This is a genomic window from Rhizobium sp. WYCCWR10014 (assembly GCF_001657485.1).
Taxonomy (GTDB): domain Bacteria; phylum Pseudomonadota; class Alphaproteobacteria; order Rhizobiales; family Rhizobiaceae; genus Rhizobium.
In genome coordinates this window covers 175,806-199,176 of sequence record NZ_LXFU01000051.1, presented here as the reverse complement: position 1 = coordinate 199,176, position 23,371 = coordinate 175,806, and the positions used below count along the sequence as shown (strand labels likewise).

General features: G+C 60.6%; 23 protein-coding genes. 13 read left to right on the top strand and 10 right to left on the bottom strand.

The window, feature by feature from the left end:
• The first annotated feature begins 16 nt into the window (after window positions 1–16).
• Both A6U98_RS30965 and A6U98_RS30960 read left to right on the top strand, forming a co-directional pair.
• Window positions 17–277, top strand: coding sequence for a hypothetical protein (locus tag A6U98_RS30965; RefSeq protein ID WP_003553233.1), 261 nt, complete (start codon window positions 17–19; stop codon window positions 275–277).
• Between the two features lie 216 nt (window positions 278–493).
• Complete coding sequence (locus A6U98_RS30960) at window positions 494–790, top strand: PRC-barrel domain-containing protein (protein WP_064654900.1); 297 nt, start codon at window positions 494–496, stop codon at window positions 788–790.
• A 110-nt stretch (window positions 791–900) separates the two neighbouring features.
• Here the strand turns inward: A6U98_RS30960 and A6U98_RS30955 are convergent, their stop codons facing one another.
• Window positions 901–1,377: a hypothetical protein gene (locus A6U98_RS30955; protein ID WP_064654899.1), complete on the bottom strand. Its 477-nt coding sequence runs from the start codon at window positions 1,375–1,377 to the stop codon at window positions 901–903.
• 196 nt (window positions 1,378–1,573) lie between these two features.
• Here A6U98_RS30955 and A6U98_RS30950 point away from each other — a divergent pair, with 196 nt between their 5' ends.
• Entirely contained in the window at window positions 1,574–2,887 is a 1,314-nt protein-coding gene (locus A6U98_RS30950; RefSeq protein ID WP_064654898.1) for an MFS transporter, read from the top strand.
• A gap of 258 nt (window positions 2,888–3,145) precedes the next feature.
• Here A6U98_RS30950 and A6U98_RS30945 read toward each other — a convergent pair whose 3' ends face one another.
• Both A6U98_RS30945 and A6U98_RS30940 read right to left on the bottom strand, forming a co-directional pair.
• Window positions 3,146–4,687, bottom strand: a complete 1,542-nt coding sequence (locus A6U98_RS30945) for a DHA2 family efflux MFS transporter permease subunit (RefSeq protein WP_064654896.1) — start codon at window positions 4,685–4,687, stop codon at window positions 3,146–3,148.
• 268 nt (window positions 4,688–4,955) lie between these two features.
• The gene (locus A6U98_RS30940) at window positions 4,956–5,864 is read right to left on the bottom strand and encodes a flagellin (RefSeq protein WP_064654894.1); all 909 of its coding nucleotides are present in this window, start codon (window positions 5,862–5,864) and stop codon (window positions 4,956–4,958) included.
• Window positions 5,865–6,174: 310 nt separating this feature from the next.
• Between A6U98_RS30940 and A6U98_RS30935 the strand changes: the two genes are divergently transcribed.
• The 7 genes from A6U98_RS30935 to A6U98_RS30905 are packed head-to-tail and all read left to right on the top strand — an operon-like array spanning window position 6,175 to window position 14,019.
• Entirely contained in the window at window positions 6,175–7,857 is a 1,683-nt protein-coding gene (locus A6U98_RS30935; RefSeq protein ID WP_064654892.1) for an ABC transporter substrate-binding protein, read from the top strand.
• A gap of 19 nt (window positions 7,858–7,876) precedes the next feature.
• A complete protein-coding gene (locus A6U98_RS30930; protein ID WP_064654890.1) occupies window positions 7,877–8,857 on the top strand; it encodes an ABC transporter permease in 981 nt (326 codons plus the stop codon).
• Window positions 8,857–9,759 (top strand): ABC transporter permease, encoded by a 903-nt coding sequence (locus A6U98_RS30925; RefSeq protein WP_064654888.1) that lies wholly within the window; start codon window positions 8,857–8,859, stop codon window positions 9,757–9,759. Before A6U98_RS30930 ends, A6U98_RS30925 begins: the two co-directional genes overlap by 1 nt.
• The gene (locus tag A6U98_RS30920; protein WP_003553212.1) at window positions 9,756–10,571 is read left to right on the top strand and encodes an ABC transporter ATP-binding protein; all 816 of its coding nucleotides are present in this window, start codon (window positions 9,756–9,758) and stop codon (window positions 10,569–10,571) included. The genes A6U98_RS30925 and A6U98_RS30920 overlap by 4 nt, the downstream gene beginning before the upstream one ends.
• Complete coding sequence (locus A6U98_RS30915; protein WP_064654886.1) at window positions 10,568–11,494, top strand: ABC transporter ATP-binding protein; 927 nt, start codon at window positions 10,568–10,570, stop codon at window positions 11,492–11,494. The genes A6U98_RS30920 and A6U98_RS30915 overlap by 4 nt, the downstream gene beginning before the upstream one ends.
• 11 nt (window positions 11,495–11,505) lie before the next feature.
• On the top strand, window positions 11,506–11,976 hold the full coding sequence (locus tag A6U98_RS30910; protein WP_064654885.1) for a GNAT family N-acetyltransferase: 471 nt from the start codon (window positions 11,506–11,508) through the stop codon (window positions 11,974–11,976).
• 21 nt (window positions 11,977–11,997) lie between these two features.
• Window positions 11,998–14,019, top strand: coding sequence for a beta-N-acetylhexosaminidase (locus A6U98_RS30905; protein WP_064654884.1), 2,022 nt, complete (start codon window positions 11,998–12,000; stop codon window positions 14,017–14,019).
• A gap of 87 nt (window positions 14,020–14,106) precedes the next feature.
• On the opposite strand, the gene A6U98_RS30900 is transcribed toward A6U98_RS30905, so the two are convergent.
• Window positions 14,107–14,583, bottom strand: a complete 477-nt coding sequence (locus A6U98_RS30900) for a helix-turn-helix domain-containing protein (RefSeq protein WP_064654882.1) — start codon at window positions 14,581–14,583, stop codon at window positions 14,107–14,109.
• An 89-nt stretch (window positions 14,584–14,672) separates the two neighbouring features.
• On the opposite strand from A6U98_RS30900, the gene A6U98_RS30895 reads away from it, so the two are divergent.
• A complete protein-coding gene (locus A6U98_RS30895) occupies window positions 14,673–15,488 on the top strand; it encodes an oxidoreductase (RefSeq protein ID WP_064654880.1) in 816 nt (271 codons plus the stop codon).
• Window positions 15,489–15,538: 50 nt separating this feature from the next.
• Complete coding sequence (locus A6U98_RS30890; protein WP_064654878.1) at window positions 15,539–16,540, top strand: NADP-dependent oxidoreductase; 1,002 nt, start codon at window positions 15,539–15,541, stop codon at window positions 16,538–16,540.
• Between the two features lie 97 nt (window positions 16,541–16,637).
• Here A6U98_RS30890 and A6U98_RS30885 read toward each other — a convergent pair whose 3' ends face one another.
• Complete coding sequence (locus A6U98_RS30885; RefSeq protein WP_064655347.1) at window positions 16,638–17,378, bottom strand: AraC family transcriptional regulator; 741 nt, start codon at window positions 17,376–17,378, stop codon at window positions 16,638–16,640.
• Between the two features lie 277 nt (window positions 17,379–17,655).
• Here A6U98_RS30885 and A6U98_RS30880 point away from each other — a divergent pair, with 277 nt between their 5' ends.
• Window positions 17,656–18,570: a DMT family transporter gene (locus A6U98_RS30880; RefSeq protein WP_064654876.1), complete on the top strand. Its 915-nt coding sequence runs from the start codon at window positions 17,656–17,658 to the stop codon at window positions 18,568–18,570.
• Window positions 18,571–18,592: 22 nt separating this feature from the next.
• Here A6U98_RS30880 and A6U98_RS30875 read toward each other — a convergent pair whose 3' ends face one another.
• The 5 genes from A6U98_RS30875 to A6U98_RS30855 all read right to left on the bottom strand — a co-directional run bounded on the left by A6U98_RS30875 (window position 18,593) and on the right by A6U98_RS30855 (window position 23,298).
• Window positions 18,593–19,795 (bottom strand): ROK family transcriptional regulator, encoded by a 1,203-nt coding sequence (locus A6U98_RS30875; RefSeq protein ID WP_064654874.1) that lies wholly within the window; start codon window positions 19,793–19,795, stop codon window positions 18,593–18,595.
• A 96-nt stretch (window positions 19,796–19,891) separates the two neighbouring features.
• Window positions 19,892–21,091 (bottom strand): MFS transporter, encoded by a 1,200-nt coding sequence (locus A6U98_RS30870; protein ID WP_064654873.1) that lies wholly within the window; start codon window positions 21,089–21,091, stop codon window positions 19,892–19,894.
• A 129-nt stretch (window positions 21,092–21,220) separates the two neighbouring features.
• Window positions 21,221–21,997 (bottom strand): SDR family oxidoreductase, encoded by a 777-nt coding sequence (locus A6U98_RS30865; protein ID WP_064654871.1) that lies wholly within the window; start codon window positions 21,995–21,997, stop codon window positions 21,221–21,223.
• A gap of 25 nt (window positions 21,998–22,022) precedes the next feature.
• The gene (locus A6U98_RS30860; protein ID WP_064654869.1) at window positions 22,023–22,886 is read right to left on the bottom strand and encodes a MurR/RpiR family transcriptional regulator; all 864 of its coding nucleotides are present in this window, start codon (window positions 22,884–22,886) and stop codon (window positions 22,023–22,025) included.
• 22 nt (window positions 22,887–22,908) lie between these two features.
• The gene (locus A6U98_RS30855) at window positions 22,909–23,298 is read right to left on the bottom strand and encodes a RidA family protein (RefSeq protein WP_003553181.1); all 390 of its coding nucleotides are present in this window, start codon (window positions 23,296–23,298) and stop codon (window positions 22,909–22,911) included.
• Window positions 23,299–23,371 lie beyond the last annotated feature (73 nt).

The following is a 23,371-nucleotide window of genomic DNA, read 5'->3' as shown; positions in this document are numbered from 1 at the left end:
CAGCGGTGAGTGTTTGATGGCAGAACGAATGTCTGAACGCGCCAAGGGTGACATCGACGCCATTTTGGAACGGCTCTATCGGGTTTCCCCGGAGCTGGATAGAATTGCCGCCGATTGCGAGAGAGCTTTGCGGCTCAATGCGGAAGCAAGAGGCGATTACATTTCGCCACGAACCGTGCAGGCGTTTGCCGAAATGCGCGATGCCGTAAGGGCGCTGTACGGCTCGGCGCAGAATGCGATGAAGGAAGCCGATAGGTTCTTCAAGCCGAAGTCGTAGGTTAGATTTCGCTACGAATGCGCGATAGGGCCATGGGGCTCGGCACGGCCGACCATTTCAAGCCATTCGCCAGGTTAACCGTTCATCCACGGGAGCTTCAACAACGACAACAGTTCCCAAAGGCCGATCGCTTTTCGAGCGTCAACCATTAGCCTCACGCAGGAACAAACTGCACCCCGGCGGCTTTCACATGGGCTCGAACGGAGGAGTTTGAAAATGGACCATAGCAAGCACGTAAGACTAGGCACCGACGAACTAACGGCCGCAGTCCTTGAAGGCGCTACTGTCTACGGCGCAGATGACGACAAGGTTGGAAGCGTGGACCACGTGCACGGTTCTGGCCGCAGCGCAAATGTCGTCATCGACGTCGGTGGGTTTCTCGGCATTGGCGCAAAACCTGTGTCCGTGCCGATCAGCGATCTGGACTTCATGCGCGATGAAGATGGCGACGTTCACGCGGTTACGTCCTGGACAAAAGATCGGCTGAAAGAGATGCCCGAGCATCGAGACTAATTCACGGCGAGGAAGTTAAAAGCCCGATCTGTGAAATCGGGCTTTTCAAATTCGCGGGTTGTGACGGACTAAAGCCAATCCCGAAGGCAGGAGGGTGGTGCCACTCGTGGTCAAGTCGGCGGTTTACCGTCAGACGTGAACCTCGCGGAAAACCGTTGGCCATTAGACATCGTGCCATCACAGGAGACGGTCGCTTCGCCTTCATAAGGGTTGCCATAGGTACATGTACCGGTCGCGGCGACGACCTCTGGATCGTTTGGCTTCCCCTTAACGCCGATGATCACCTTGTCGACCTTCACGACGTCGCTGTCCGGCGTCCGATTGGGAGCATCCATACCGCTGAAGGTCACGATCCGTCCGTCATCGAGAATAAAGTAGAAGCCGACACGACCGTCTGGATAGGACATGTTGAGCAGCTTGCCCGAACAGCTATCAGCGAGCTTCTGTTTTCCCAAGATGAGCTTGTCGCATGAGCCCGTTAGGCCCATAGCGGTTGCATCGCCAATGCTCGTTTGTGCATGAGCGAGATTTACTGGCATCGCAGGAACGGCCGCGATTGCCGCAACAAGCAGTTCAAAGTCTCTCAAACATTTTCCTCGCAACTTTAGCAGCGGCCTCTCAGGCTCCGGTCTTAAGCTTCAGATCAGATGTACGAGCCGATCACCTTGCAGAATGTCATAAAACGCACAGGTAAGGCTGGCAAATGGCCATCGCGGCTTGCGGCTGCGATCTTTTGGCCTGAATGCACTATGAGCGGTCCATGGCAGCCGGGTTTGGAAACAAATGACCCCAATCACAATCGACGATGCACTCAACCACGCGGGGGCAGGACGATATCAGGGACGGCTGATGGCCATCTTCGGCTTGGTTTGGGCAGCTGACGCCATGCAGGTCATCGCAGTGGGCTTCACAGCGGCTTCGATCGCCACGAGCTTCGAACTAACGGTGCCGCAGGCGCTTCAGACGGGCACGGTGTTTTTCCTTGGCATGTTTCTGGGCGCAATGGGGTTTGGTCGGCTTGCCGATAGGATCGGTCGTCGCAGCGTTCTGATCGCGACAGTCTCCTGTGATGCGGTCTTTGGCACGCTGTCAATTTTCGCGCCAGACTTTACCTTCCTTCTGTTCATGCGCTTCCTGACCGGTGCAGCAGTCGGCGGGACGTTGCCGGTGGACTATGCGATGATGGCCGAATTCCTACCGGCGAAGAACCGAGGCAGGTGGCTGGTGCTGCTGGAGGGCTTCTGGGCCGTCGGGACCCTTGTTGTCGCAATTGCAGCCTGGCTGCTCAGTCTGTGGAACGTGGCCGAAGCCTGGCGATTGATCTTTGCCGTAACAGCAGTCCCGGCGATTATCGGTTTCGGTCTGCGGTTTTTCGTGCCGGAATCGCCGCTCTATCTTCTACGCAAGGGAAGGGGTGGAGATGCAAAGGCGATCATCGACCGGATGGCCCTGGTGAATGGCCGCAGTGCTCTGGGGCAAGAGGTTGACCTCGCGCCCGCAGCACCGACGCGTAGTATTGGAATATTCTCCGACGCTCTGCGGCGTCGAACCCTTCTGATCCTCGCGGTTTGGTTTCTGGTGTCCATTTCCTACTATGGTGTCTTCACCTGGATGCCTCCGAAACTTGCCGGGGACGGCTTTGGCTTCGTTCGCGGCTACGGTTTTCTTGTGCTGATCGCGCTTGCCCAGATTCCCGGGTATGCGCTCGCTGCCTACGGCGTCGAAAAGTGGGGGAGACGTCCAACGCTTGTGGCATTTTGCATCCTTTCCGCGATGGGATGCATTTTGTTCGTCGTCGGCTCATCCGCACTCTTGGTAGCGTCGTCACTGCTAATCATGAGCTTCGCGCTACTTGGTACGTGGGGTGCACTCTACGCCTATACGCCAGAGCTTTATCCTACTGCGTCCAGGGCAACCGGAATGGGTGCCGCCGGTGCCATGGCTCGGCTTGGAGGGCTGCTCGCGCCATCGTTGATTGGTCTTTTTGTGACCAAAGATTTCGGCCTGGTCATCGGGATTTTCGCTGCTTTGCTGCTGTTGGCAGGTGCCGCAGCCTATTTCATCGATGCCGAGACGCGCAGTGCTGCGCTGGCCTAGAAGCGGTTTGACCGATGTTTTACATACTGTCTTTCCGAGATAAGCAAGATGATGTGGGACGGAGGCTTCGCTTCTGCCCTTACGTTAAATCGACCCAATGAAGCTGTGTGGATGCGATCGAATATTGAAGGGTATTTCGGTGATCTGGCTGGTGCCATGCGCGAGTTAGGACTGCTCAGATTCCCCATCGCAGTCTCGGATCCAAGATTTTCAACAACTTAGTTGATTCTCTTTAAGCGGTTTCGTCAGCTCTGGTTTTCACGTCGGCGTTGGCCGCCTGGCAAAGGGCACTGAGAGCAGGGCGCAGCCGGTCAGGACGGCAATGACCATCCAGGCTTCATTGATTGCCTGGACGCTTGCCGCCGTCTGGACCAGCGGATCGAGCAGCGCCGTGGTATCCGCATCGAAGCTGCCGCTATGTCCCGATATGGTCTGAAGAGGTGCGCCGACAAATGTCGCAGCCTCGATGTCGCCGGCTTGAAGACGGGTCCACAGGGATTGTCCCAGCGGTTCCGAGCGCGTGTAGATGATGGTGTCGATGAGCGCGATGCCGATCGCCCCGCCGAGATTGCGCATCAGGTTGAAAAGTCCACTGGCATCGGGAATGCGATCTGGCGGAAGTGTGCCGAGCGCCAGCCGCGTCGGCGGCAGCAGGCAGAACATGATGGCGACGCCGCGCACGACCTGCGGCCAGAACATCGCGTCATAATCCGTGCGAGGATCCTGAAACGCGCTCATCCCGACGCCGATCGCAAAGAGCGCGAAACCGGCCGCCGACAGCAGGCGTGCATCCATGCGCTTCTCCAGCGCGACCGCGATCGGCGCGGTCACCAGTTGCGCGATGCCCGTGACCAGCATCGTCATGCCGATTTCGAGCGCGTCGTGTCCTCTGATGAAAGCGAGGAAGACCGGCATGAGATAGACCGAGCCAAAGAGGCCGATGCCGAGCACGAAGCTCAGGACGGAGCCGACGAGAAAGTTCCGATCGCCGAAGTTGCCGAGATCGACGATCGGCCTGTCTCGGCGCAGCGTTCGCCAGACGAAGACGCCTCCCGAAGCAAGGCAGACGGTTAGCAGGCTGAGCACATAGGCCGAGATCCAGCCGCTCGTCGGCGCCTCCTTCAGGCTGAGTTCCAGGCTCGTCAGCGCGGTCGCCATCAGCGCGAGCGCCAGTCCATCGAGATGCCTGAGTTCGGACGGATCGGTCGCCTGCCGCGGCAGGGATCGTGCGGCCAGGATTGCCGAGATGATACCGGGGATGATGTTGATCAGGAACAGCCAGTGCCAGGAATAGGTCTGCGTCAGCCATCCGCCGACGATCGGCCCGACGGTCGGCGCCAGCACCGCAAGCACGCCGGCGATCGTCGTCGCAAGCGCCTGCCGCTCGTTCGGAAAGAGAATGAACACGGCTGAAAATACCGAGGGGATCAGCGTTCCGCCGGAAAAACCCTGAAGCACGCGCCAGGCCACCAACTCGCCGAAGCTGCCGCTCATCGCACAGCCGGCGGAGGCTGCGACGAACAGGCTGATGGCGGTAACGAACAGCCATCGCATCGTCAAAAGCCGGGTCAAGAAGCCGGTGAGCGGGATCGCCACCACTTCGGCGATGAGATAGGCCGTCTGTATCCAGCTCATCTGATCCGGATCGATACCGAGCGCCGACTGGATGGTCGGCAGAGATGTCGCCACCACCTGGACGTCGAGGATCGCCATGAACATGCCGACGCACATCGCCATGAAGCCGAGCCAGACGATGGCGGGCGTTTCATCAGGACGGGCAGATTCAAGTCGTTCCGACATGCGATGATCCCGCGCGCTGCGTTCTCCGCCCTCGGGTGCGAAGACTAAGGCCGATCGTGGTTGCGATCGAGACGACGGACAGCATGGCTCGGAAGTGAACCGCGATTTCGCCGATCGCGACACCATAGTTCGGATGAGGACAGGAGGGATAGGGACCCGCCGACACAAATTTGCACGAGCGAGTTGAACGCGATCGAGCCTGACCGTGTGGGCCAGGCTCGATCGTATCATCAACGGATTTGCTCCGAGCGTCCTATATATCCGGCGTTTAGCTGCGGAAGAGCGACAGGATATTCTGCGACGACGAATTCGCGATCGATAGCGACTGAATCGCAAGCTGCTGTTGTGTTTGCAAGGCAGACAGTTTGCTCGACTCCTCCTCCATGTCGGCGTCGACCAGCCGACCCACACCCGAGTCGATCGAATCGGAAAGCGCGCTGACGAAGTCTTCCTGCAGATCGATGCGCGTCGAGATCGAACCCAGTTGCGCACCGGCAGAGGTCATTGCCGACAGTGCGGATTCGATGGTCGACAGCGCCGACTGGATCTGACCGGTGGTGAAGTCGGTGATATCAAGCGAATAGACGGAATCGCCGTTTGCGTCCACCGTTCCGAGGATGCCGGACGCGGTATCGATCGTCCCGCTGCTCATGCCGAACAACACATTGCCCGTGGAGCTGGTATCCAGAGCGTATTTCGTCATTTTAACGGAAACGGCGCCGGAGCCGTCGCGAACGAAGGACGATACGACACTTTTGGTGCCATCGGCGCCGGCGACCCAGTTTTCACCCGAGAACGACGCCGACTGGGCAATGCTCAGCAGCTGTTCCTGAAGCTGACTGATTTCTTCCTGGACCTTGGACTTGTCCACACCGTCCTCGGTCGCTGCGACAAGCTTGGATTTGATCTCGTCGACAACGTCGATCGCATTGTCCATGGCCGTATAGGCAGTATCGACCTTTGCTGCGCCAAGGCCGAGCGCGTCGGAGACGGCGGAGAGCGCCTTGTTGTCGGACCGCATCGTGGTTGCGATCGACCAGTAGGCGGCATTGTCGGATGCGGTGTCGACCCGATAGCCGGTAGAAACACTATTCTGTGTCGTTTCGAGACTGGAGTTGATGTTGCGCAGCGTCTGAAGGGCAGACATCGCTGAATTGTTCGTATTGATGCTCGTCATGGGAAATTCGACCCGCTCTTAGAAGTTGAATGTGTTGCATCCCGGGTGACATCCCGGCCGTGGCGAGCAGCCTCATGCTTATCGACCAATGTTCGAGCAGGTCGATTCGCCATCGTTGAAACAATTATGGTACTTAAAGGTACATTAATTATTAACGCCGGAATTATCCTTACAAAACAATGCTGATAACCGGCTCGGAGGCCGTTGCAAAAAGTTTGAGATCGGCAATTGACGTGTCGGCAGGAAACTGACTATCAATATTAAATCAATTTGATTGACTTCAAAAATAAGCAACAAGGGGAACGATGAAATGAGATTGAGCAAGAGTGCAAATTCCATGCGCGCCGGTTTTGCGGCGGCAACCGCCCTGACGGCGCTCGTCTTTTTTGGGGCGGGTGGTGCAGCCGCAGAGTCGGTGCTGACGATGCATATCGAGGAGCAGAGCAGCTGGGTTCAGAACTTCAATCCGTTCGATCTTGCCGGCCGCCGGCAGAGCACGATGGATTTCATCTACGAGCCCCTGGTCATCTTCAATGCCGAGGATGGCGGCAAGCCGGTGTTTCGCCTGGCGACCAACTATAAGTTCTCCGAGGATATGAAATCCGTCACCTATACGCTGCGGCCTGGTCTGAAGTGGTCCGACGGCCAGCCGCTGACGTCGGCTGACGTAAAATACACGATCGATCTCATGCTGAAGAACGCAGCACTCGACACTGTCGGCGTCGGCGAAACCATTGCATCCGTCGAGGCGCCGTCGGCGACCGAGGTCAGGATCGATCTCAAGGCCGTGAACTCCGATTTCCCGGAAACGCTTGCCGATCTCGCCGTCGTTCCCGAGCATATCTGGAAGGATGTTTCCGATCCGGTCGCCTTCAAGAACGAGAAGCCGGTCGGTTCCGGCCCGATGACGGAGCTGCGCCGTTTCACGCCGCAGGTCTATGAGCAGTGCCGCAACCCGAACTATTGGGATGCCGCCTCGCTGCATGTCGATTGCCTCAGACTGCCGCAGATATCAGGCAACGACCAGATGCTTGCCATCCTCCCGGAAGGCAATATGGACTGGATCGGATCCTTCATTCCACAGATCGACAAGACCTTCGTGGCGCTCGATGCCGACCATAACGGCTACTGGCAGCCGCCGGCCGAAACCGTCGCCTTCCAGATGAACTTCAAGAGCGGTAATGAAGGCAACCTCGAGGCCTACAAGGATCTGAACTTCCGCCATGCCTTCAGCCTCGCCATGGATCGCGCGTCGATGGTCGATATTGCGGGCTTCGGCTATCCTGTCGTCAACGAGCATGCGACCGGCCTGCCGCCGCGTTTTGAGACCTGGCGCAACAAGGGCGCCGAGGGCGACAAGGACGCCTTCATGGGCTTCGATACCGAGAAGGCCAACAAGATCCTCGATGATGCCGGCTACAAGAAGGGTGCCGACGGCTTCCGCACGACGCCGAGCGGCAAGCCGATCGCCTTCCCGATCATCGTTCCGAACGGCTGGACGGACTGGATCGACGCGGTCCAGATCGCGGTCGAAGGACTGCGTGCTGCCGGCGTCAACGCGTCCGTTGCCACGCCGGAATATGAACAATGGCGCAAGCAGATCATCGATGGCAGCTTCGAGGTCGTCATGAACTCCCGCGCCGACGGTGCTACGCCATTTCGCGGCTATTACCAGAGCCTGTCGACCGCCTATGGCGGGCGCATCACCGGCGCGCCCTCGCGCTATTCGAACCCGAAGCTGGACGCGCTTTTCGATCAGTATCTGACGGCGACGTCGGAGGACGATCACAGGAAGATCTTCAACGACATCCAGCTGCTGATTGCCGACGACTTTCCTGTCGTGCCGGTATTCAACGGGCCGACCTGGTATCAGTTCTCCAGCAAGCGTTTCACCGGCTGGGTCACCGACAAGGATCCCGTCATGAACCCGGAAGACCATGACAACAACCGCATGCGCCTGATGCATCTGCTGCGTCTCAAGCCGGTCCAATAAGCCTCGCGAGGAAGCGGAAATGCGCGTTTCGAGCCGGCGCCTCGGCGTCTATGCGGTCGCCCTGGCGTTCGCCATCGTCATGAACTTCATTCTTCCCCGGCTCATGCCGGGGAGCCCGGTCGATGCCATGATTGCCCAGCTCGGCCCACGGGCAACCCCTGCCGCCGTCGAGGCGATCAAGGCGCGCTTCGGCGCGGTCGACCAGCCGATGCTTTGGCAATTCGTCGATTACGTGAAGGGGTTGGCGACCCTCGATCTCGGCGTCTCGGTCAAATATTACCCCCAGACCGTCGTCCAGGTTCTCGGCCGTTCGACGCTCTGGACCGTCTTCCTTGTCACCACCGCAATCATCTTTTCGCTCTGCGTCGGTGTCGTGCTCGGCGCGATTTCGGCCTGGCGCCGTGGCGGACGCTTCGACACGATCGTCTCGCCGCTCTCCGTGATCATGATTTCGGTGCCGCCGGTCATCGTGGCGCTGACGACACTTTTCGTCTTCGCGGTCTCACTGCGCTGGTTTCCGGTGGGATATGCCTATGATCCGAACCTCGATCCCGCCTTCGATTTCACCTTCATTGGCAGCGTGTTCGCCCATGCGATCCTGCCGGTCCTGACGCTTTCGCCGTTCCTGATCGGCGAATTCCAGACGACCATGCGCTCATCGATGATCTCGGTACTCGGCGAGGACTATGTAACCATGGCGCGCGCCAAGGGGCTCAGCCACCTCACGGTCATGTTCGGCTACGGCGCACGCAATGCCATGCTTCCTGTTCTCACCAACCTGGCGCTGATGCTCGGCGCCGTCTTCGGCGGCTCGATCGTCACCGAGATCGTCTTCAACTATCCGGGGTTGGGGCTGACTCTTTATACTGCGAGCATCGCCCGCGATTATCCTGTCATCCAGGGGCAGTTGCTGCTGATGACGCTCGCGACGCTGGGCGCCAACTTCCTCGTCGACATCATCTACGGGCTCGTCGATCCCAGATTACGGGAGGCCGTCTGATGAGCTTTACGCTGCGACCCATCCTCAGGCAGAAGAAAGCGCTGGCCGGCCTCGTCATCGTTATGGCTCTGTGGCTGATGGCGCTGTTTGCGCCGATCGTTGCGCCCGGCGAACCCGGAGCGCGTGTCGGGCGCTCGCATCAGCCGCCGTCGATCGAACATGTCATGGGCACGACGAAGATGGGGCGGGATGTCTATCGCCAGTTCGTCTGGGGCGCCCGTAGCTCTCTCTCCGTCGGTTTTGCCACGGGCATTGCCATCACGGTTCTCGGCACGGCCATCGGCCTCGTCGCCGGTTATGCCGGAGGCAGGACCGATGCGGTGCTCGATCTTGCGACCAATGCCGTGCTTGTTGTCCCCAACATGCCGCTCTTAATCCTGCTCGCCTCCTTTGCCGGGACGGTGGGGCCGATGACGATCATGGCGATCATCGCGCTGACCTCCTGGCCCTGGGGCGCCCGCATGACACGCTCGCAGACGATGGCGCTTCGCAATCGTGACTTCGTCACGGCCTCCAAGATGATCGGAGAGCCGGCCTGGCGCATCATCTTCGTGGAAATCCTGCCGAACCTGACGACGCTGATCGGCATCAACCTCGTCGGCAGCATCATCTACGCCATCGTTGCCCAGACGACGCTCGAATATCTGGGCTTCGGCGATCCGCTGAAGGTCTCCTGGGGCACGATGCTCTACAATGCCCAGAATTCCTCGGCGATCATGGTCGGTGCATGGTGGGACATCGGGGTGCCGGCAGTCGGCATCGCGCTGACGGGGCTAGGCCTCGCGCTTTTGAATTTCACCTTCGACGAGATCGCCAATCCGCAGCTGCGCTCCGGCCCGGCGTTGACGCGCTGGTTCCGCCTCAACCGTGCCCGCAACAGGGAACTGGAGGTTGGCCGATGAGCGACAATCTTCTGGAAATCGAAAAGCTCAATGTCGACTACCTCATCGACAAGGGAGAGTTCCGCGCCGTCAAGGAGGTCTCCTTCAATATCGGCCGGGGCGAGATCTTCGGGCTGGCGGGTGAATCCGGTTGCGGCAAGAGCACGATTGCCTATGCCATCACGCGTCTTTCCAAGGCGCCTGCCTGGATCAGCGGCGGCAGCATCCGGCTGGACGGACAGGATCTCCTGAGGCTGCCCGAACGCGAGTTGCAGAAAATCCGCTGGAAGCGCATCGGCATGGTCTTCCAGAGCGCGATGAATTCGCTCAATCCGCTGATGCGGGTCGAGGCGCAGTTCCATGACGTTCTGCGCCGGCACACCGGTTGCTCGCATGAGGAATCAAGGGCTCGGGCTGAGGAGATGTTCCGTCTCGTCGGCATCCCCACACATCGCATCGGCGACTACCCGCACCAGTTCTCCGGCGGCATGCGCCAGCGCATCGTCATCGCCATCTGCCTGGCGTTGAGACCCGAGCTTATCATCATGGACGAGCCGACAACGGCTCTCGACGTGGTCGTGCAGCGGGAGATCCTCGAGCAGGTCGTCGATCTGCAGCGGAGCTATGGTTTCTCGGTGCTCTTCATCACCCATGACCTGCATCTGATGGCGCAACTCTGCCAGCGCATCGGCGTGATGCTGAAGGGCGAACTCGTCGAAGTGGGCGACGTTCGCCAGGTCGCTCAAGCGCCGCGGCACGATTATACGCGCAAGCTTTGGAATGCCATTCCGCAGCTTCCAGGCAATCCGCATCACTCGGGAGTCTTGGCATGAAAGCGGAGGCAAATCCTGTTGTCGCCGACGCCGTGATCCGGCTCGAAGACATCCAGCGTAATTTCGGCCCGGTTCATGCGCTGAAAGGTGTGTCCTTCTCGCTCTTTCCCGGGCGGGCGTTGGCGCTGGTCGGCGAATCCGGCTGCGGCAAGACGACGTGCGCTCGCATCATCGCCCGCTTGGACAGGCCGACGGGCGGCAGGCTGTTTTTCCGCGGGCAGGATCTGACTGCCCGCGGCGAGGCGAAGGATGAGCATCAGTACCGCAGGGAGGTGCAGATGGTCTTCCAGGATCCGTTCTCGTCGCTCAACCCGGCCTTCACCGTCAGCCACCATCTGGCGCGGCCGCTGCAACTGCATCGGCAGAGCGGCTCCAGGGCGGATCTTGCCGAAGAGATCGCCCGTCTGCTGACAAGCGTCGGGCTGGAACCCGATTTGACCAGGCAGAAATTCCCGCATGAACTCTCCGGCGGCCAGCGGCAGCGGGTGAATATCGCCCGGGCGCTGGCGGTTGCGCCGAGCGTGCTGGTCGCCGATGAGCCGACCTCGATGCTTGATGTCTCCATCCGCAAGGACATTCTCGATCTGCTCGCGACGGTGAAACGCGAGAATGACCTCGCCATGCTCTATATCACGCACGACATCGCAACGGCCGCACATGTGGCCGAGGAGATCGTCGTCATGTTCGCCGGCCAGATGGTCGAATGGGGCGACACCGATACGGTTCTGTCCGATCCACGCCATCCCTATACAAGGTTGCTGCTGTCAGCCGTTCCGGATGGCAGCCGGCCGTTCGTGACCGGCGGAAGCGCGCGTTTCCTCGAACAGGCAGAAAAGGTACGCTCGCTCAGCCGTCCTGAATCGACTGTCATCGAGCAGGTCGGCTCCAACCATTTCATACGCGCACTCGGCGTTTCCAGCTGAAGGATGGCAAAGTGGACTATCTGGTAAACCTTTCCACCCTGCCGCCAGATACGCAGTCGCCCGAGCGAATGGCCCGGGAGGGTGTGACGATCCGCCGTGCCCTGCCGCCGGAATTCCGGCTGATCACTGGCTGGATCGCAGAACAATTCGGTGAGGGATGGGCGAGCAAGGCATCCGTCGCCATGACCCGCCAGCCGCCGACCTGCTTCATCGCCACGCGCGAACAGAAGCTCGTCGGTTTTTCCTGCCATGAAGCGACGGCGCGCGGCTTCTTCGGACCGACCGGTGTCGACGAGGGCCTTCGCGGGCTCGGCATCGGCCGGGCATTGCTTTTTGCCAGCCTGAACGACCTGAAAGCGATGGGCTATGCCTACGCGATCATCGGCGATGTCGGCCCTTCTGCCTTTTACGAAAAGGCCGTCGGGGCCATGCCTATCCCCAATTCCGCTCCCGGCATTTACGCCGGAATGCTCAAGACCTGATCTTCAGAAGGAAGAGTGACCATGTCCACATCACGACCGAAAGCCCTGCGGCTTGAAACCCTTTGGAACCCGCCTGCTGATGGTAAGGAGTTTTCCTATGTCCTGCGCCTCAAGAACCTCGGCACTGAGCCGCTTTCGAATTTCTCCCTCTGCGTCAGCGGCCCGGGTCGTGTCGATCCGGCCGGGCGCGTCGAAGGCGCGACGGTTTCGAAACGGCTCTCGAATTTCACCGAATTCCAGCCGCCGGCCAATTTCGTTCTCGGCGCCGGCGAGACCTGGACGATCTCGGTCTACGCGCTGAGCTGGCAATTCCGTCACTGGACGGACGGCGCGACGAGCGGCTATCTCGCGCTTTCCGATGGCAGCACGATCGTGCTCACCATCGAGCCGACGCGATCTTCGGTCAGCAACGCACCCTTGAAGCGTGGCGCCGAGATCTATCCGGTTCCCATCAATGCGCCCGTTCAGGTGTCGATCATCCCCTGGCCGAACCATGTGTCGGTCACTTCCCGCCGGCCGCTGCCGGCCGGTTTTGCGCCGCAGGCGCAGAGCGCTGAAGGGCAGGCGGCAGCACGAAACTTCGCAGCGCTGGTCGAGCATCTGTTTGCCGTCGAGGGCATCGTGCGGAGCGAGGCGGAAGGCGCGGTTCCGGTTGCCCTGAAGGATGCCGTCGGGTTCGGGCCGGAGGCCTATCGGCTGGGCTTCGAGGATGAGGCGATCACGATCGAGGCAAGCAGCCGGACCGGCTTCCTCTACGGTCTCGTCACGCTCGGCCAGATCTGGCGCGGTGCAAGGCTGCATCCCGAGGTCTTCCAGTTTCCGGCTTCCGGCGAGATCGTCGATGAGCCGTCGATGGGTTGGCGTGGGCTGCATCTCGATGTCGCCCGCCAGTTCTACGGTGCGGCCGAGGTCAAGAAGCTGTTGGCGGTGCTTGCCTGGAACAAGCTCAACCGCTTCCACTGGCACCTTTCCGACGACGAAGCATGGCGCGTCGAGATCGACGCCTATCCTGATCTGACGGCGGTCGGCGCCTGGCGCGGCCACGGTCTGGCCGTTCCGCCGCTGCTCGGTTCGAGCCCGGCCCGCACAGGCGGTTATTACACCAAGGCCGCCATCCGCGAGATCGTCGCCCATGGCAAGAGCTTCGGCGTGGAGATCGTGCCGGAGATCGATGTCCCCGGTCATTGCTACGCCATGCTGCAGGCGATACCGGAGCTGCGCGATCCGGCCGAGGTCGGCAGCTATTATTCGGTTCAGGGCTTTCCCGACAATTGCATCAATCCGGCCCGCGAGAAGACCTATGAGATCATCGAGACGATCCTCTCCGAGCTCATCGAGCTCTTTCCGTTCAAGATCATCCATCTCGGCGCCGACGAAGTTCCGCTTGGCGCGTGGTCGGGTTCGCCGGAGGCGCTCGAGCGCCTGCGCAGCGTCGCCGGCAACGAGGTTGCCGATGCGCATGCCAAACGGCTGAACGTCGTGACCAATACCCATGGCGCCGACGACATCCACGGCTCGGGTGCCGCCTTCCTGCAGGCGGAGTTCCTGAACCGCGTCCAGCGCTTCCTTGCGAGCAAGGGCTGCATCACCGGCGGCTGGGAAGAGGCCGCCCACGGCGATGTCATCGACAAATCGAAGAGCTATCTCTGCAGCTGGCGCAATGTCGAGGTCTCGGCCGAACTTGCCGAGCGCGGCTACGAAATCGTCGTCTGCCCCGGACAGGTCTACTACCTCGACATGGCGCTCAGGCCCGACTGGGATGAGCCCGGCGCCAGCTGGGCGGGGACTTCAGATGCCGAGAAGCTCTACAATTTCGATCCCATCGGCGGCTGGACGGCGAGCCAGAAACAGCAACTCCTCGGCATCCAGGCCTGCATCTGGTCCGAGCCGATGACGGATCGCGCCGTTTTCGACCGCCTCGTCTTCCCGCGCCTTTCCGCACTTGCCGAAACAGGCTGGACGAAGCCTTCGTCCAAGTCGTGGGAGCGTTTCAGGGCGCTCGCAGGACTGATGCCGCTACTCTACGGACTACAGCAGTCGTAACGCTCGGATTGGCACCGCGGGCTTTATTTGAGGATCACCCTTGCCATCGCCGGAGGCGGTGGATGGCGGGGGATACTGACATCGCTTTCAAAGGGCGTTGTCAGGTGCCGCTTCATCTGCCGCAGGCAGCTCGCATCCGGGTGCTGCGATACGAATAGGACGTGTTCCAATCGGCGCGCCGGTCGCGCGGTCGATGGTGACGGGATCGATCTCCGTACCGGTCTCGACGTCGAAGAAGCGGGTGACTGCACCGCCGCCGCGGTGCTTGCGGCCCCAGGCGCCGATCGCAAACAGCACCGGCAGAAAGTCGCGTCCGGCTTCCGTCAGCACATATTCGTCGCGCGGCGGACGCTCGGAATAGCGGCGTTTTTCCAGCAATCCTTCCTCGGTCAGCGATGACAGCCGCCCCGTCAGCATTGTCGGGACAATGCCAAGGCTTTTGCGAAATTCATCGAAGCGGGTCAGCCCCGCATGGGCGTCGCGCATGATCAACATGCTCCACGCATCGCCGACGAGTGCCAGGCTACGGGCGATCAGGCAGGGCTGTTCGGAAAGATTCTTCATGTCGATATCTTTTTAGTAGTGACTTGCTATCGATTTGATAGTAACAGACTGCGCATGGATATTCCACGACAAAACGAAGGCAGACGTCGATGAGCAAGAGAGAACGCGGCATTGCCCTGGTCACAGGGGCTTCTTCCGGCATCGGGCTGGTGACGGCGAGGGCCTTGCTACGCGACGGTTACCGGGTGTTCGGCACCAGTCGAAAGCCGATGTCCGACACCGCCGATGGGATCACCATGCTGGTCTGCGACGTCATCGATGATCAATCCGTGCAGGGCGTCGTCGACGAGGTTCTGAGCCGGGCAGGGCAGATCGATCTGCTCGTCAATAATGCCGGGATCGGCCTGCTCGGTGGCGCCGAGGAGTCGACGACGGCGCAGGCGAAAACCATATTCGACGTCAACGTTTTCGGCACCATCAGAATGACCAATGCTGTACTGCCGGTGATGCGGCGGCAGCGCAGGGGCCGGATCGTCAACCTGAGCTCGATCCTTGGACTGATCCCGGCGCCTTTCAACGCGCTCTACGCAGCGACCAAGCATGCGATCGAAGGCTATTCGGAATCCCTCGACCATGAAGTGCGCACACAGGGCATCCGCGTCGTGCTCGTCGAACCGGGTGTCACCCGCACCTCCTTCGAGGAGAACATCACGCGCCCCGACCGGCCGATTGCCGTCTATGATGCGGTGCGCGCCGACGCGGAGAAGCTGATGCGCGAGATCGTCTCAAAAGGAGATGCGCCCGAGGTGGTTGCCGCAACAGTCATCCGGGCTGCCAATGCGCTGTCGCCCAAGCGACGCTATACTGCCGGGAAAGCAGCAGGACAGGTGCGTTTCATCCGCCGCTTCCTGCCCGAGTCCTTCGTCGACAAGAGCCTCCGGAAATTCAACAAACTTCCCGGTTGAGCCTGCCTTACCGCATTTCCGGCGCACCACAAAAACGAAAGTTCGCCCTCATGAAAGCATTCCTGATCGATCGCTACAAGAAGGGCGGCGCCCTCAGGCTCGGCCAGAGCCCTGAACCGCAGCTGCGCGAGAATGACGTCATGGTCGAGATCCATGCCGCCAGCGTGAACCCGCTGGATGCCAAGATCCGGGACGGCGAGTTCAAGCCGATCCTGCCTTACCGCCTTCCGTTGGCGCTCGGCAATGATGTCGCCGGTGTCGTGGTCCGGGTAGGCGCCAACGTTCGGCAGTTCAAACCCGGCGACGCGGTCTATGCGCGCCCCGGCCAGGATCGCATCGGCACCTTCGCCGAGTACATCGCCATCGACGCTGGCGATGTCGCGCTGAAGCCCGCCAATCTCAGCATGGAAGAAGCCGCATCCATTCCGCTTGTGGCGCTGACCGCATGGCAGGCGCTTATCGAGCGCGCCAAGCTGCAGAAGGGGCAGAGGGTGCTGATCCATGCGGGCTCCGGCGGCGTCGGCACCATCGCGATCCAGCTTGCCAAACATCTCGGCGTCCATGTGGCGACGACCGTGAGCACGGCAAATATCGATCTGGTGAAAAGCCTCGGCGCCGACGTGGTGGTCGACTACAAGAAGGACGACTTCGAAAAAGTGCTGAAGGGCTATGACGTTGTGCTGAACAGCCTCGGCAAGGATACGCTGGAGAAATCGCTCGCCGTCCTGAAGCCGGGCGGCAAGCTGATCTCGATATCAGGTCCGCCCGACCCCGATTTCGCCAGGGAAAACGGCTTCGGCTGGCTGCTGCGGCAGGTCATTCGTTTCTTGAGTTTAGGCATCCGGCGGAAATCGCAACGCCGCGGGATCGGCTATTCCTTCCTCTTCATGACGGCAAACGGCGCGCAGCTCGGCAAGATCACCTCGCTGATTGAGGCGGGCGCCATCCGCCCCGTCATCGACCGGGCCTTCCCGTTCGAGAAGACCAACGAGGCGCTGGACTATGTGGAGACAGGCCGCGTCAAGGGCAAGGTCGTCATCGCGGTGAAGTGAGGCCCGGGAGGGCCGAAGAGCCCTCGGTTTAGCCGAGCGAGGACGTCGAAACGCGGATTGGTTTCGGAAAAGAGAAGGGCGGTCGAGTGAAGGGGCTTCACTGTCGTTGCCGATAGGCAGAGGGTGTGACGCCTGTGCCCAACTTAAATGCCCGTGTCATGTGGCTCTGGCTGCTGAAGCCGCAGGCCGAAGCGATCTGCGCTATTGGGTCCATGCCTGATAACATCGATTTGGCGCGCTCGACACGCCGGTGAGCCACCCAGCCATGCGGGGACACACCGTAGCTTGCCCGGAACATCCGCTGAAAATGAAAGGCGCTGAGCTGCCCGATCGCCGCCAGATCCTGCAATCGGATTGTCTCACCGAGATGGGCCTCGATATACTCCAGACTCCGGCGCCGCACATGAGGAGCGAGCCCGCCGCTGATCGCGCAGGGACGCATCCCTCCATAACGACGATCAACGAAGAAATCGTTGATCGTCTGTGCCATCGCTTCTTCAGCCTGCAGATGACTGCCCGCCACGATCGCTTGCGTCATCTGCCGAAGCGTGCGCGCCAAGGCAGGTGCATCTGCGAAGGTCACTTCGGGAAGAGCCATGAGCCGAGCATCACGGTCAAACGTCTCCGCAAACATCCGGCGCATCTGGTCGTCGGGAACATACAGATGAACGAATTGGGAGAAGTCGGTGATTTCCCATTCGGACGAGTGCTCCTGTGGCATGATGCACAGCACCCCCGGACGGCCGCGCGCGGCGGGGCTGCCATCCAGACGACGCGTTCCGGCGCCGCCTCTGAGATAAAGACTGAACGTATGACCGTTCGGCCGCTGATAGCTCATCCTGTCGTGTGCATTGCTCCAGATGGCAGCTGATCGCCCGAACCCCAAATCGATGGATTGTGACATCCGCGCAGTGGGAGATGCTGACAAAAACCCGAAAACCGAGGGGTGACTATATTTCACCAATTCTTCCCCACACCTGACCATGCCGTGCGAACAATACCGGCGGACGACCCGCATGGCGAGCCGGAAGTCCGAGCAAATCGATTTCATAGCAAGAATCTGCAAGAGGCCTGCTCTCGGTCCGCCTATTGGTCGGGAAAACGAGGATCACTCCATGGCAAATGCCGCTCTCTTCATCGCAACCGTGCTCATATGGGGGACGACCTGGATCGCCATTGCGATGCAGGTCGGTCCCGTGCCGGTCTTGGTCTCGGTCTTTTACAGATTTGCGGTCGCAGCAGTGATCCTCGTCGCCATCCTGGCTGTCATGCGGCGGCTCAAGCTCCCTGCCTTGCGCGATCAACCTTTCATCCTTGCGCAGGCGCTTTGCCTGTTCAGCCTCAATTTCATCTGCTTCTACAACGCCGCCGCCTCTATCCCGTCCGGGCTAATCTCCGTGATCTTCTCGCTCGCAACGATCTACAATGCCGTCAATGCGCGTCTCTTCTTCGGCGACCGCATTACAGGCCGCACGCTTCTCGCAGCGGCGCTCGGAGCAACCGGCCTCCTCCTGCTTTTCGGACAGGATGTTGTCGTCGATTTCGACATGGGCACGCTGAAAGGGATCGGGCTCGCAGCGCTTGGCACGCTGTTCTTCTCGCTGGGCAATATGGCATCGCGTCGAAACAGCGCGGCCGGAATCTCACCGCTGACCGCCAATGCCTGGGGCATGACCTATGGCGCGATCGTCCTCCTGTTCCTGATTGCCGTGACGCAAACGCCGATCGTGGCGCCGCCCAACATCACCTATCTTGCCGCCCTGCTCTATCTCGCGGCAATCGGATCGGTGATCGGCTTCACCACCTACCTCATGCTGGTGTCCCGCATCGGCTCCTCACGCGCTGCCTATGCCACCGTCCTGTTCCCGATCGTCGCCCTGTCGTTGTCGACGGTCTTCGAGGGCTACCACTGGACCGGCCTAGGCCTGATCGGGCTGGCGCTGACGCTTCTCGGGAACGTGGTCATCTTTGCGCGACCTCTAGCCCGTCGCCAGCCGCAGGCAGAGGCGCGGCTGCCGGCAGGCGGATGAGAGGCCGGCCCCGGCAATCTCCCTAGCCGAGCGGCTTTTGCAGCACGTCGAAGCGCGGATTGGTTTCGGAAAAGATCGGCAGGGCGGCGGCGCCGAGGATCGCCGTATCCTTGCCGGTCATGCCGATCATGACGCGGGGCAATGTCCGCTTCTGGTTGGGATCGATCGGGGTGTGCAGCGGCTCCAGCCGCTCTGCAAGCCGAAGCATCAGCGATGTCGAGATGCTGCCTCCAAGTACGATGGTCTGCGGATCGAAGGCCAGTTCCAGAAAGTCGACGGTCTGCCGCAGCGGCTGGACGGCCTGGTCTAGCCAGGCGTCGAGACCTTCGCCGCCCTTGGCGATCAGCGCATCGAGATCGTCAGGCGAAAGCTCCTCGGCATTGGCAATGCCCATGAATTCGTAGGCGACCGTCAGCGAGATGTAGCGATCCAGACAGCCGCGCTTGCCGCAGCTGCAGAGCTTGCCTTGCGGTTCGACGATGATATGCCCGATCTCACCGGCATTGTTGCGGCTACCCTTGTAGAGGTGACCATCGAGGAACATTCCGGCGCCGATGCCGCCTCCGCCGGCGAGGAAGAGGTAGACGAAGCTGCCCAAACCGCGGGCGACGCCGTGAAGACGCTCGCCGATCGCTGCTGCCGTCGCATCGTTTTCGACAAGCACCGGCACCTTAACCCGCTGTTCCAGCTCATGCCCGACAGGAAAACCCTGCCAGCCGGGCAGGTTCAGGGGGCTGAGAGAAGTGGTGCCGCCATCGGCATAGCGGCCGGGCAGGGCCATCCCGACGCCGAGCAGCCGGTTCCGATCGAAAACGAAGGCCTGCTGAAGATCCTCGACGATGGACTGAAGAGCCGGCATGGCCCGTTGCGGATCCGGATGTTCGACATGGCGCTCGATGCGGGCGCAAACCGCGCCGGAGAGATCCGTTAGAACGCCACTGGCGCGCTGGCGGCCAAGTTCGAGGCCAATCGAATAGGCGCCGCGCGGATTGATGGTGTAGGGAATGATCGGCTGGCCGCGCGCCAGCTTCTGCGCCTCGGACGGGACGAGAAGATGCGATCTCTCCAGTTCCTCGACGATATTCGACACGGTCTGAGCCGTCAGCGCCGTCATCCGGGCGATCGCTGCGCGCGACAAGGGACCGTGCGTGCGGACAGCCTCGATCACCACACGCCGGTTGTGAGACTTGGCCTGTTCGAGATTCGTGCCGGAGATCGCCTTCATGTCGCCTTCAAAGGAAATGGTGCGTCACCCTTGTCACAAGACGAACACCGATGAAAGCCACATTCTTCGTCACGTCCCCTTTGCCGATGGCGCCGGCTAATGGGCTTTGCCTCTATGCAAGAGGCCGATGATCGCTATCCCCGCCAATCCGGTGACGGCGCTCAGGATCGCAGTTCCCGAATAGCCTGTCACATAGGTGCCGGCGGCAAAGACGAGCGCGCCGATCCCGGCGCTGGCGAAGATATTGACTGAGATCAGCGCGCTGCCGAGCCCCGGTCGGTCGGCGATCAAGTCCTGCAGATAGGTGATCGGAATGGTGATGATTGCCGACGCTCCGATGCCGGCAAGTAAGGTGAGCGCATAGAGGTGCCATGGCTCGGAGGCAAAGCCGAGCAGGCTGAGGAACACGGCATAGATGATGGTACCGGCGGCAAGCGCCGTCATCTGGCCGGTCTTCCGCGCGATGCGTGACCAGACGATGATGAAGACGACTTCCAGCAATGCGACGATGCCGACGAGAATGCCGACGTCGCTCAACCTGCCATGCGCAGCACCAGTGGCGATCAATGGCAGAAGGGCGTCGTTCAGATGCAGCGTGCTGGTGATCAGCGCCACCCCGCAAATATGCGCCGAGATGCGCGGCGAAACCACCTGGCGAAGCGCGCCGAGATAGCTGAGATGATGCGCTGCGGCCATCTCCGTTCCCGCGCGCTTCGGCAGGGCGAAGACAATGATGCCCTGGCAGAGCAGGCATGAGATGCTGGCAAAGAGGTAGGCCGGCAGCATGCTCGATGCGCCTGACAGAAGCAGGCCGGTTACCCCTGGGATCAGCACCCAGGACAGCGAGATCATGGCGCGCACGCCGGAGTTGGCCGTAACCATGTCGCTTCGGTTCATGCCGTGCATCGCCGCGCGCGCATTGGCAAACAGCAGCGAGTTCAGCGCCCCGTAGATCGGCAGGGGCAACAAGCCGCTGATGACGAATATGGCCGCAGTCGGAAAAGCGTAGACCATGCCGTAGCCGACGATGCCGAACAGGCAAGCGCCGATCATCGTCGACCGGTACTCGCCAAGCCGGTCGGCGAGATTGCCGAGAAGAATGCTGATGACGACGTTCACCGCCGCCGAGACGAAACTCAGGAAGGAATAGAGGCCGTCGCTCAAGCCCAGTTCGCGGATACCCACGACCGAACGGTAAGGTGCGGTCATCGCCCCCGCCATTCCAAAGGTGAAAATGGCGATCATGCTGGCGCGGATCGCCGGATTGCGGAAGACGTCGGGAAAAAGTCGGCTCATGCGGTCATCGATCAGAAGTAAGCCGGTCTCCCAACCTGCTCCTCTCGTCTTCCTCTGGAGCAATTCCAGGAAAAGTGTGAAGCGGTTTTTTGTCCGGAATTGCTTAAAAACAAAAAGTTATGGCGGTTCTCAGTAATGTTCCGATTGCGAGAAGGTTCGCGCGAGTTCGGCCTGGCCGGCCGTAAGGCCGCAATCGACAGGTAGGCAGACGCCGGTGATGGCTGCGGCCAGGGGACCGGCAAGGAAGGCCACGGCATTGGCAACATCTTTCGGATCGACAACGCGCTGCAACGGATACCAGCGGCGTGCTTCCTCGAACACATTCGGATTGGCTGCCGCGCGCACTTCCCAGGCCTGCGTCTTCACCGTGCCAGGTGCGACGGCGTTGGAGCGGATGCCGAACTTGCCGTACTCCACAGCGACCAGTCGGGTGAAATGCAGAAGGCCGGCCTTGGCGACGCTATAGGCCGGGTGCCCGAAGACATGCATGCCGTTGACCGAGGCGATATTGACGACGGAACCCTTCGAGGCCTTCAGCATGGGCTCGAATGCACGGAAACATAAGAATGCCGCTTCGAGATTGAGCGCATTGTCCGCCCGCCAGATCTCGGGCGTCGTCTCGTGCAGGCTGGTCGCGCGGGCGGCACCGGCATTATTGACCAGGGTTCGAACCACGCCGACGTCGGCAGCGCGCCTTGCCAATTCGGCAATGCTCGTCTCGCTGGTCACATCACATCCGACGGCGACGAAACGGTCGTCCGCCCCGAGCTTCGACGCCACGGCAACCGCAGCCGCGGCATCGATGTCGGCGAGAACCACGACGTCGTGGTCATCGGCGAGCCGTGCGGCGATCGCCGCGCCGATATCGCCCGCAGCGCCGGTGACGATGGCAATCGACTGCGTCATTTTCTGTCGCTCCCGTTCATGAACCTCAATCTCCAAGCAATTGCCGGTCGTCGCCGTCACGGTGAATGACAAGCTGCTGCTTGATACGCCGAAGCGTGGTCGTCGCCTTTGGCTGAACGGCATAGGCGACCAAGCTCGACAGGATATCGATCGTCGCGATGTAGGCGATGCGCGTCGAGGTCGGGCGATAGATATTGTGGCCCTCGGGAAGATCGATCGGCACGACGATTTCGGCGGCCTTTGCAACCGGGCTGTCCGTCTGGGTGAGGGCGATCGTCTTCACCTTTGTCTGGCGGGCAAGCTCGAAGGCCCGTACCAGCTCCATATTGCGCCCTGAGAATGATGAGCCGATCAACACGTCGCCGGGCCTTGCCGCGGCAGCCATCATCAACTGCATGCTGTGGTCGGAACTTGCCGTGATGCGAAGCCCGAGACGGAAGAGCCGGTTCTGCAGTTCGTCGGCGATCATCGACGAGTTGCCGCCCGACCCGAACGCATAGATCATCTCGGCCTTGGCGATATGAGAGACGGCGGCTTCGATCGCGGCAAGATCGAGCGACCGGTGCAGGAGAAAGAGCGCGTTCTGGGCCTTGGTGATGATATCCTGGGCGACATCAGCCGGATCGGTGCTTTTCGATTCCGGTTTCAGATAGCGCACGCCGATATGGGCGGTGCGGGCAAGCTGCACCTTGAAGTCGGAAAAGCTCTCGCAACCGAGCCGCCGGCAAAAGCGGGTGACGGTCGGCGGCGATACCTCGGCTCGTTCCGCAAGCTCGATGATCGAGGCATTCACGGCAAACTCGAAGTCGTTGACGATGATCTCCGCGATGCGGCTCTCGGAGGGAGAGAGCCGGCCCTTGTCTTCTTGCAGCGTTGAAAAGATATCCAAGCCCGTCCCCCCCGATAGTTGTCTATCTATCCTTCTTCTTATAGGCCACGCAGTCGATCTCAACCTTGCAATCAACCATCATCGACGATTGCACACAGGCGCGTGCCGGCGGATGTTCGCCGAAATACTCCTGATAGATTTTATTGAAGGTCCAGAAATCGCGCGGATCGTCGAGCCAGACGCCGACGCGCACGACGTCCTCGACGCCGTATCCGGCTTCATCGAGGATCGAAAGGACATTGGCGATCGTCTTGTGGGTCTGGGCGATGATGTTGCCGTCGATGATTTCGCCATCTTCCATCGCAACCTGCCCGGAAACATACAGCCATCCGTCGGCTTCGACCGCACGTGCGAAAGGCAGCGCCTTGCCGCCGGCGCCCGTTTGAACAGTGCCATAGCGCTTGATGGGCATGCTGAAGTCCTTGCAAATTATTTTCTTGATAAGTTGACAAGTGACCATAGAAAGCAGAATTTGACCAGTGAAA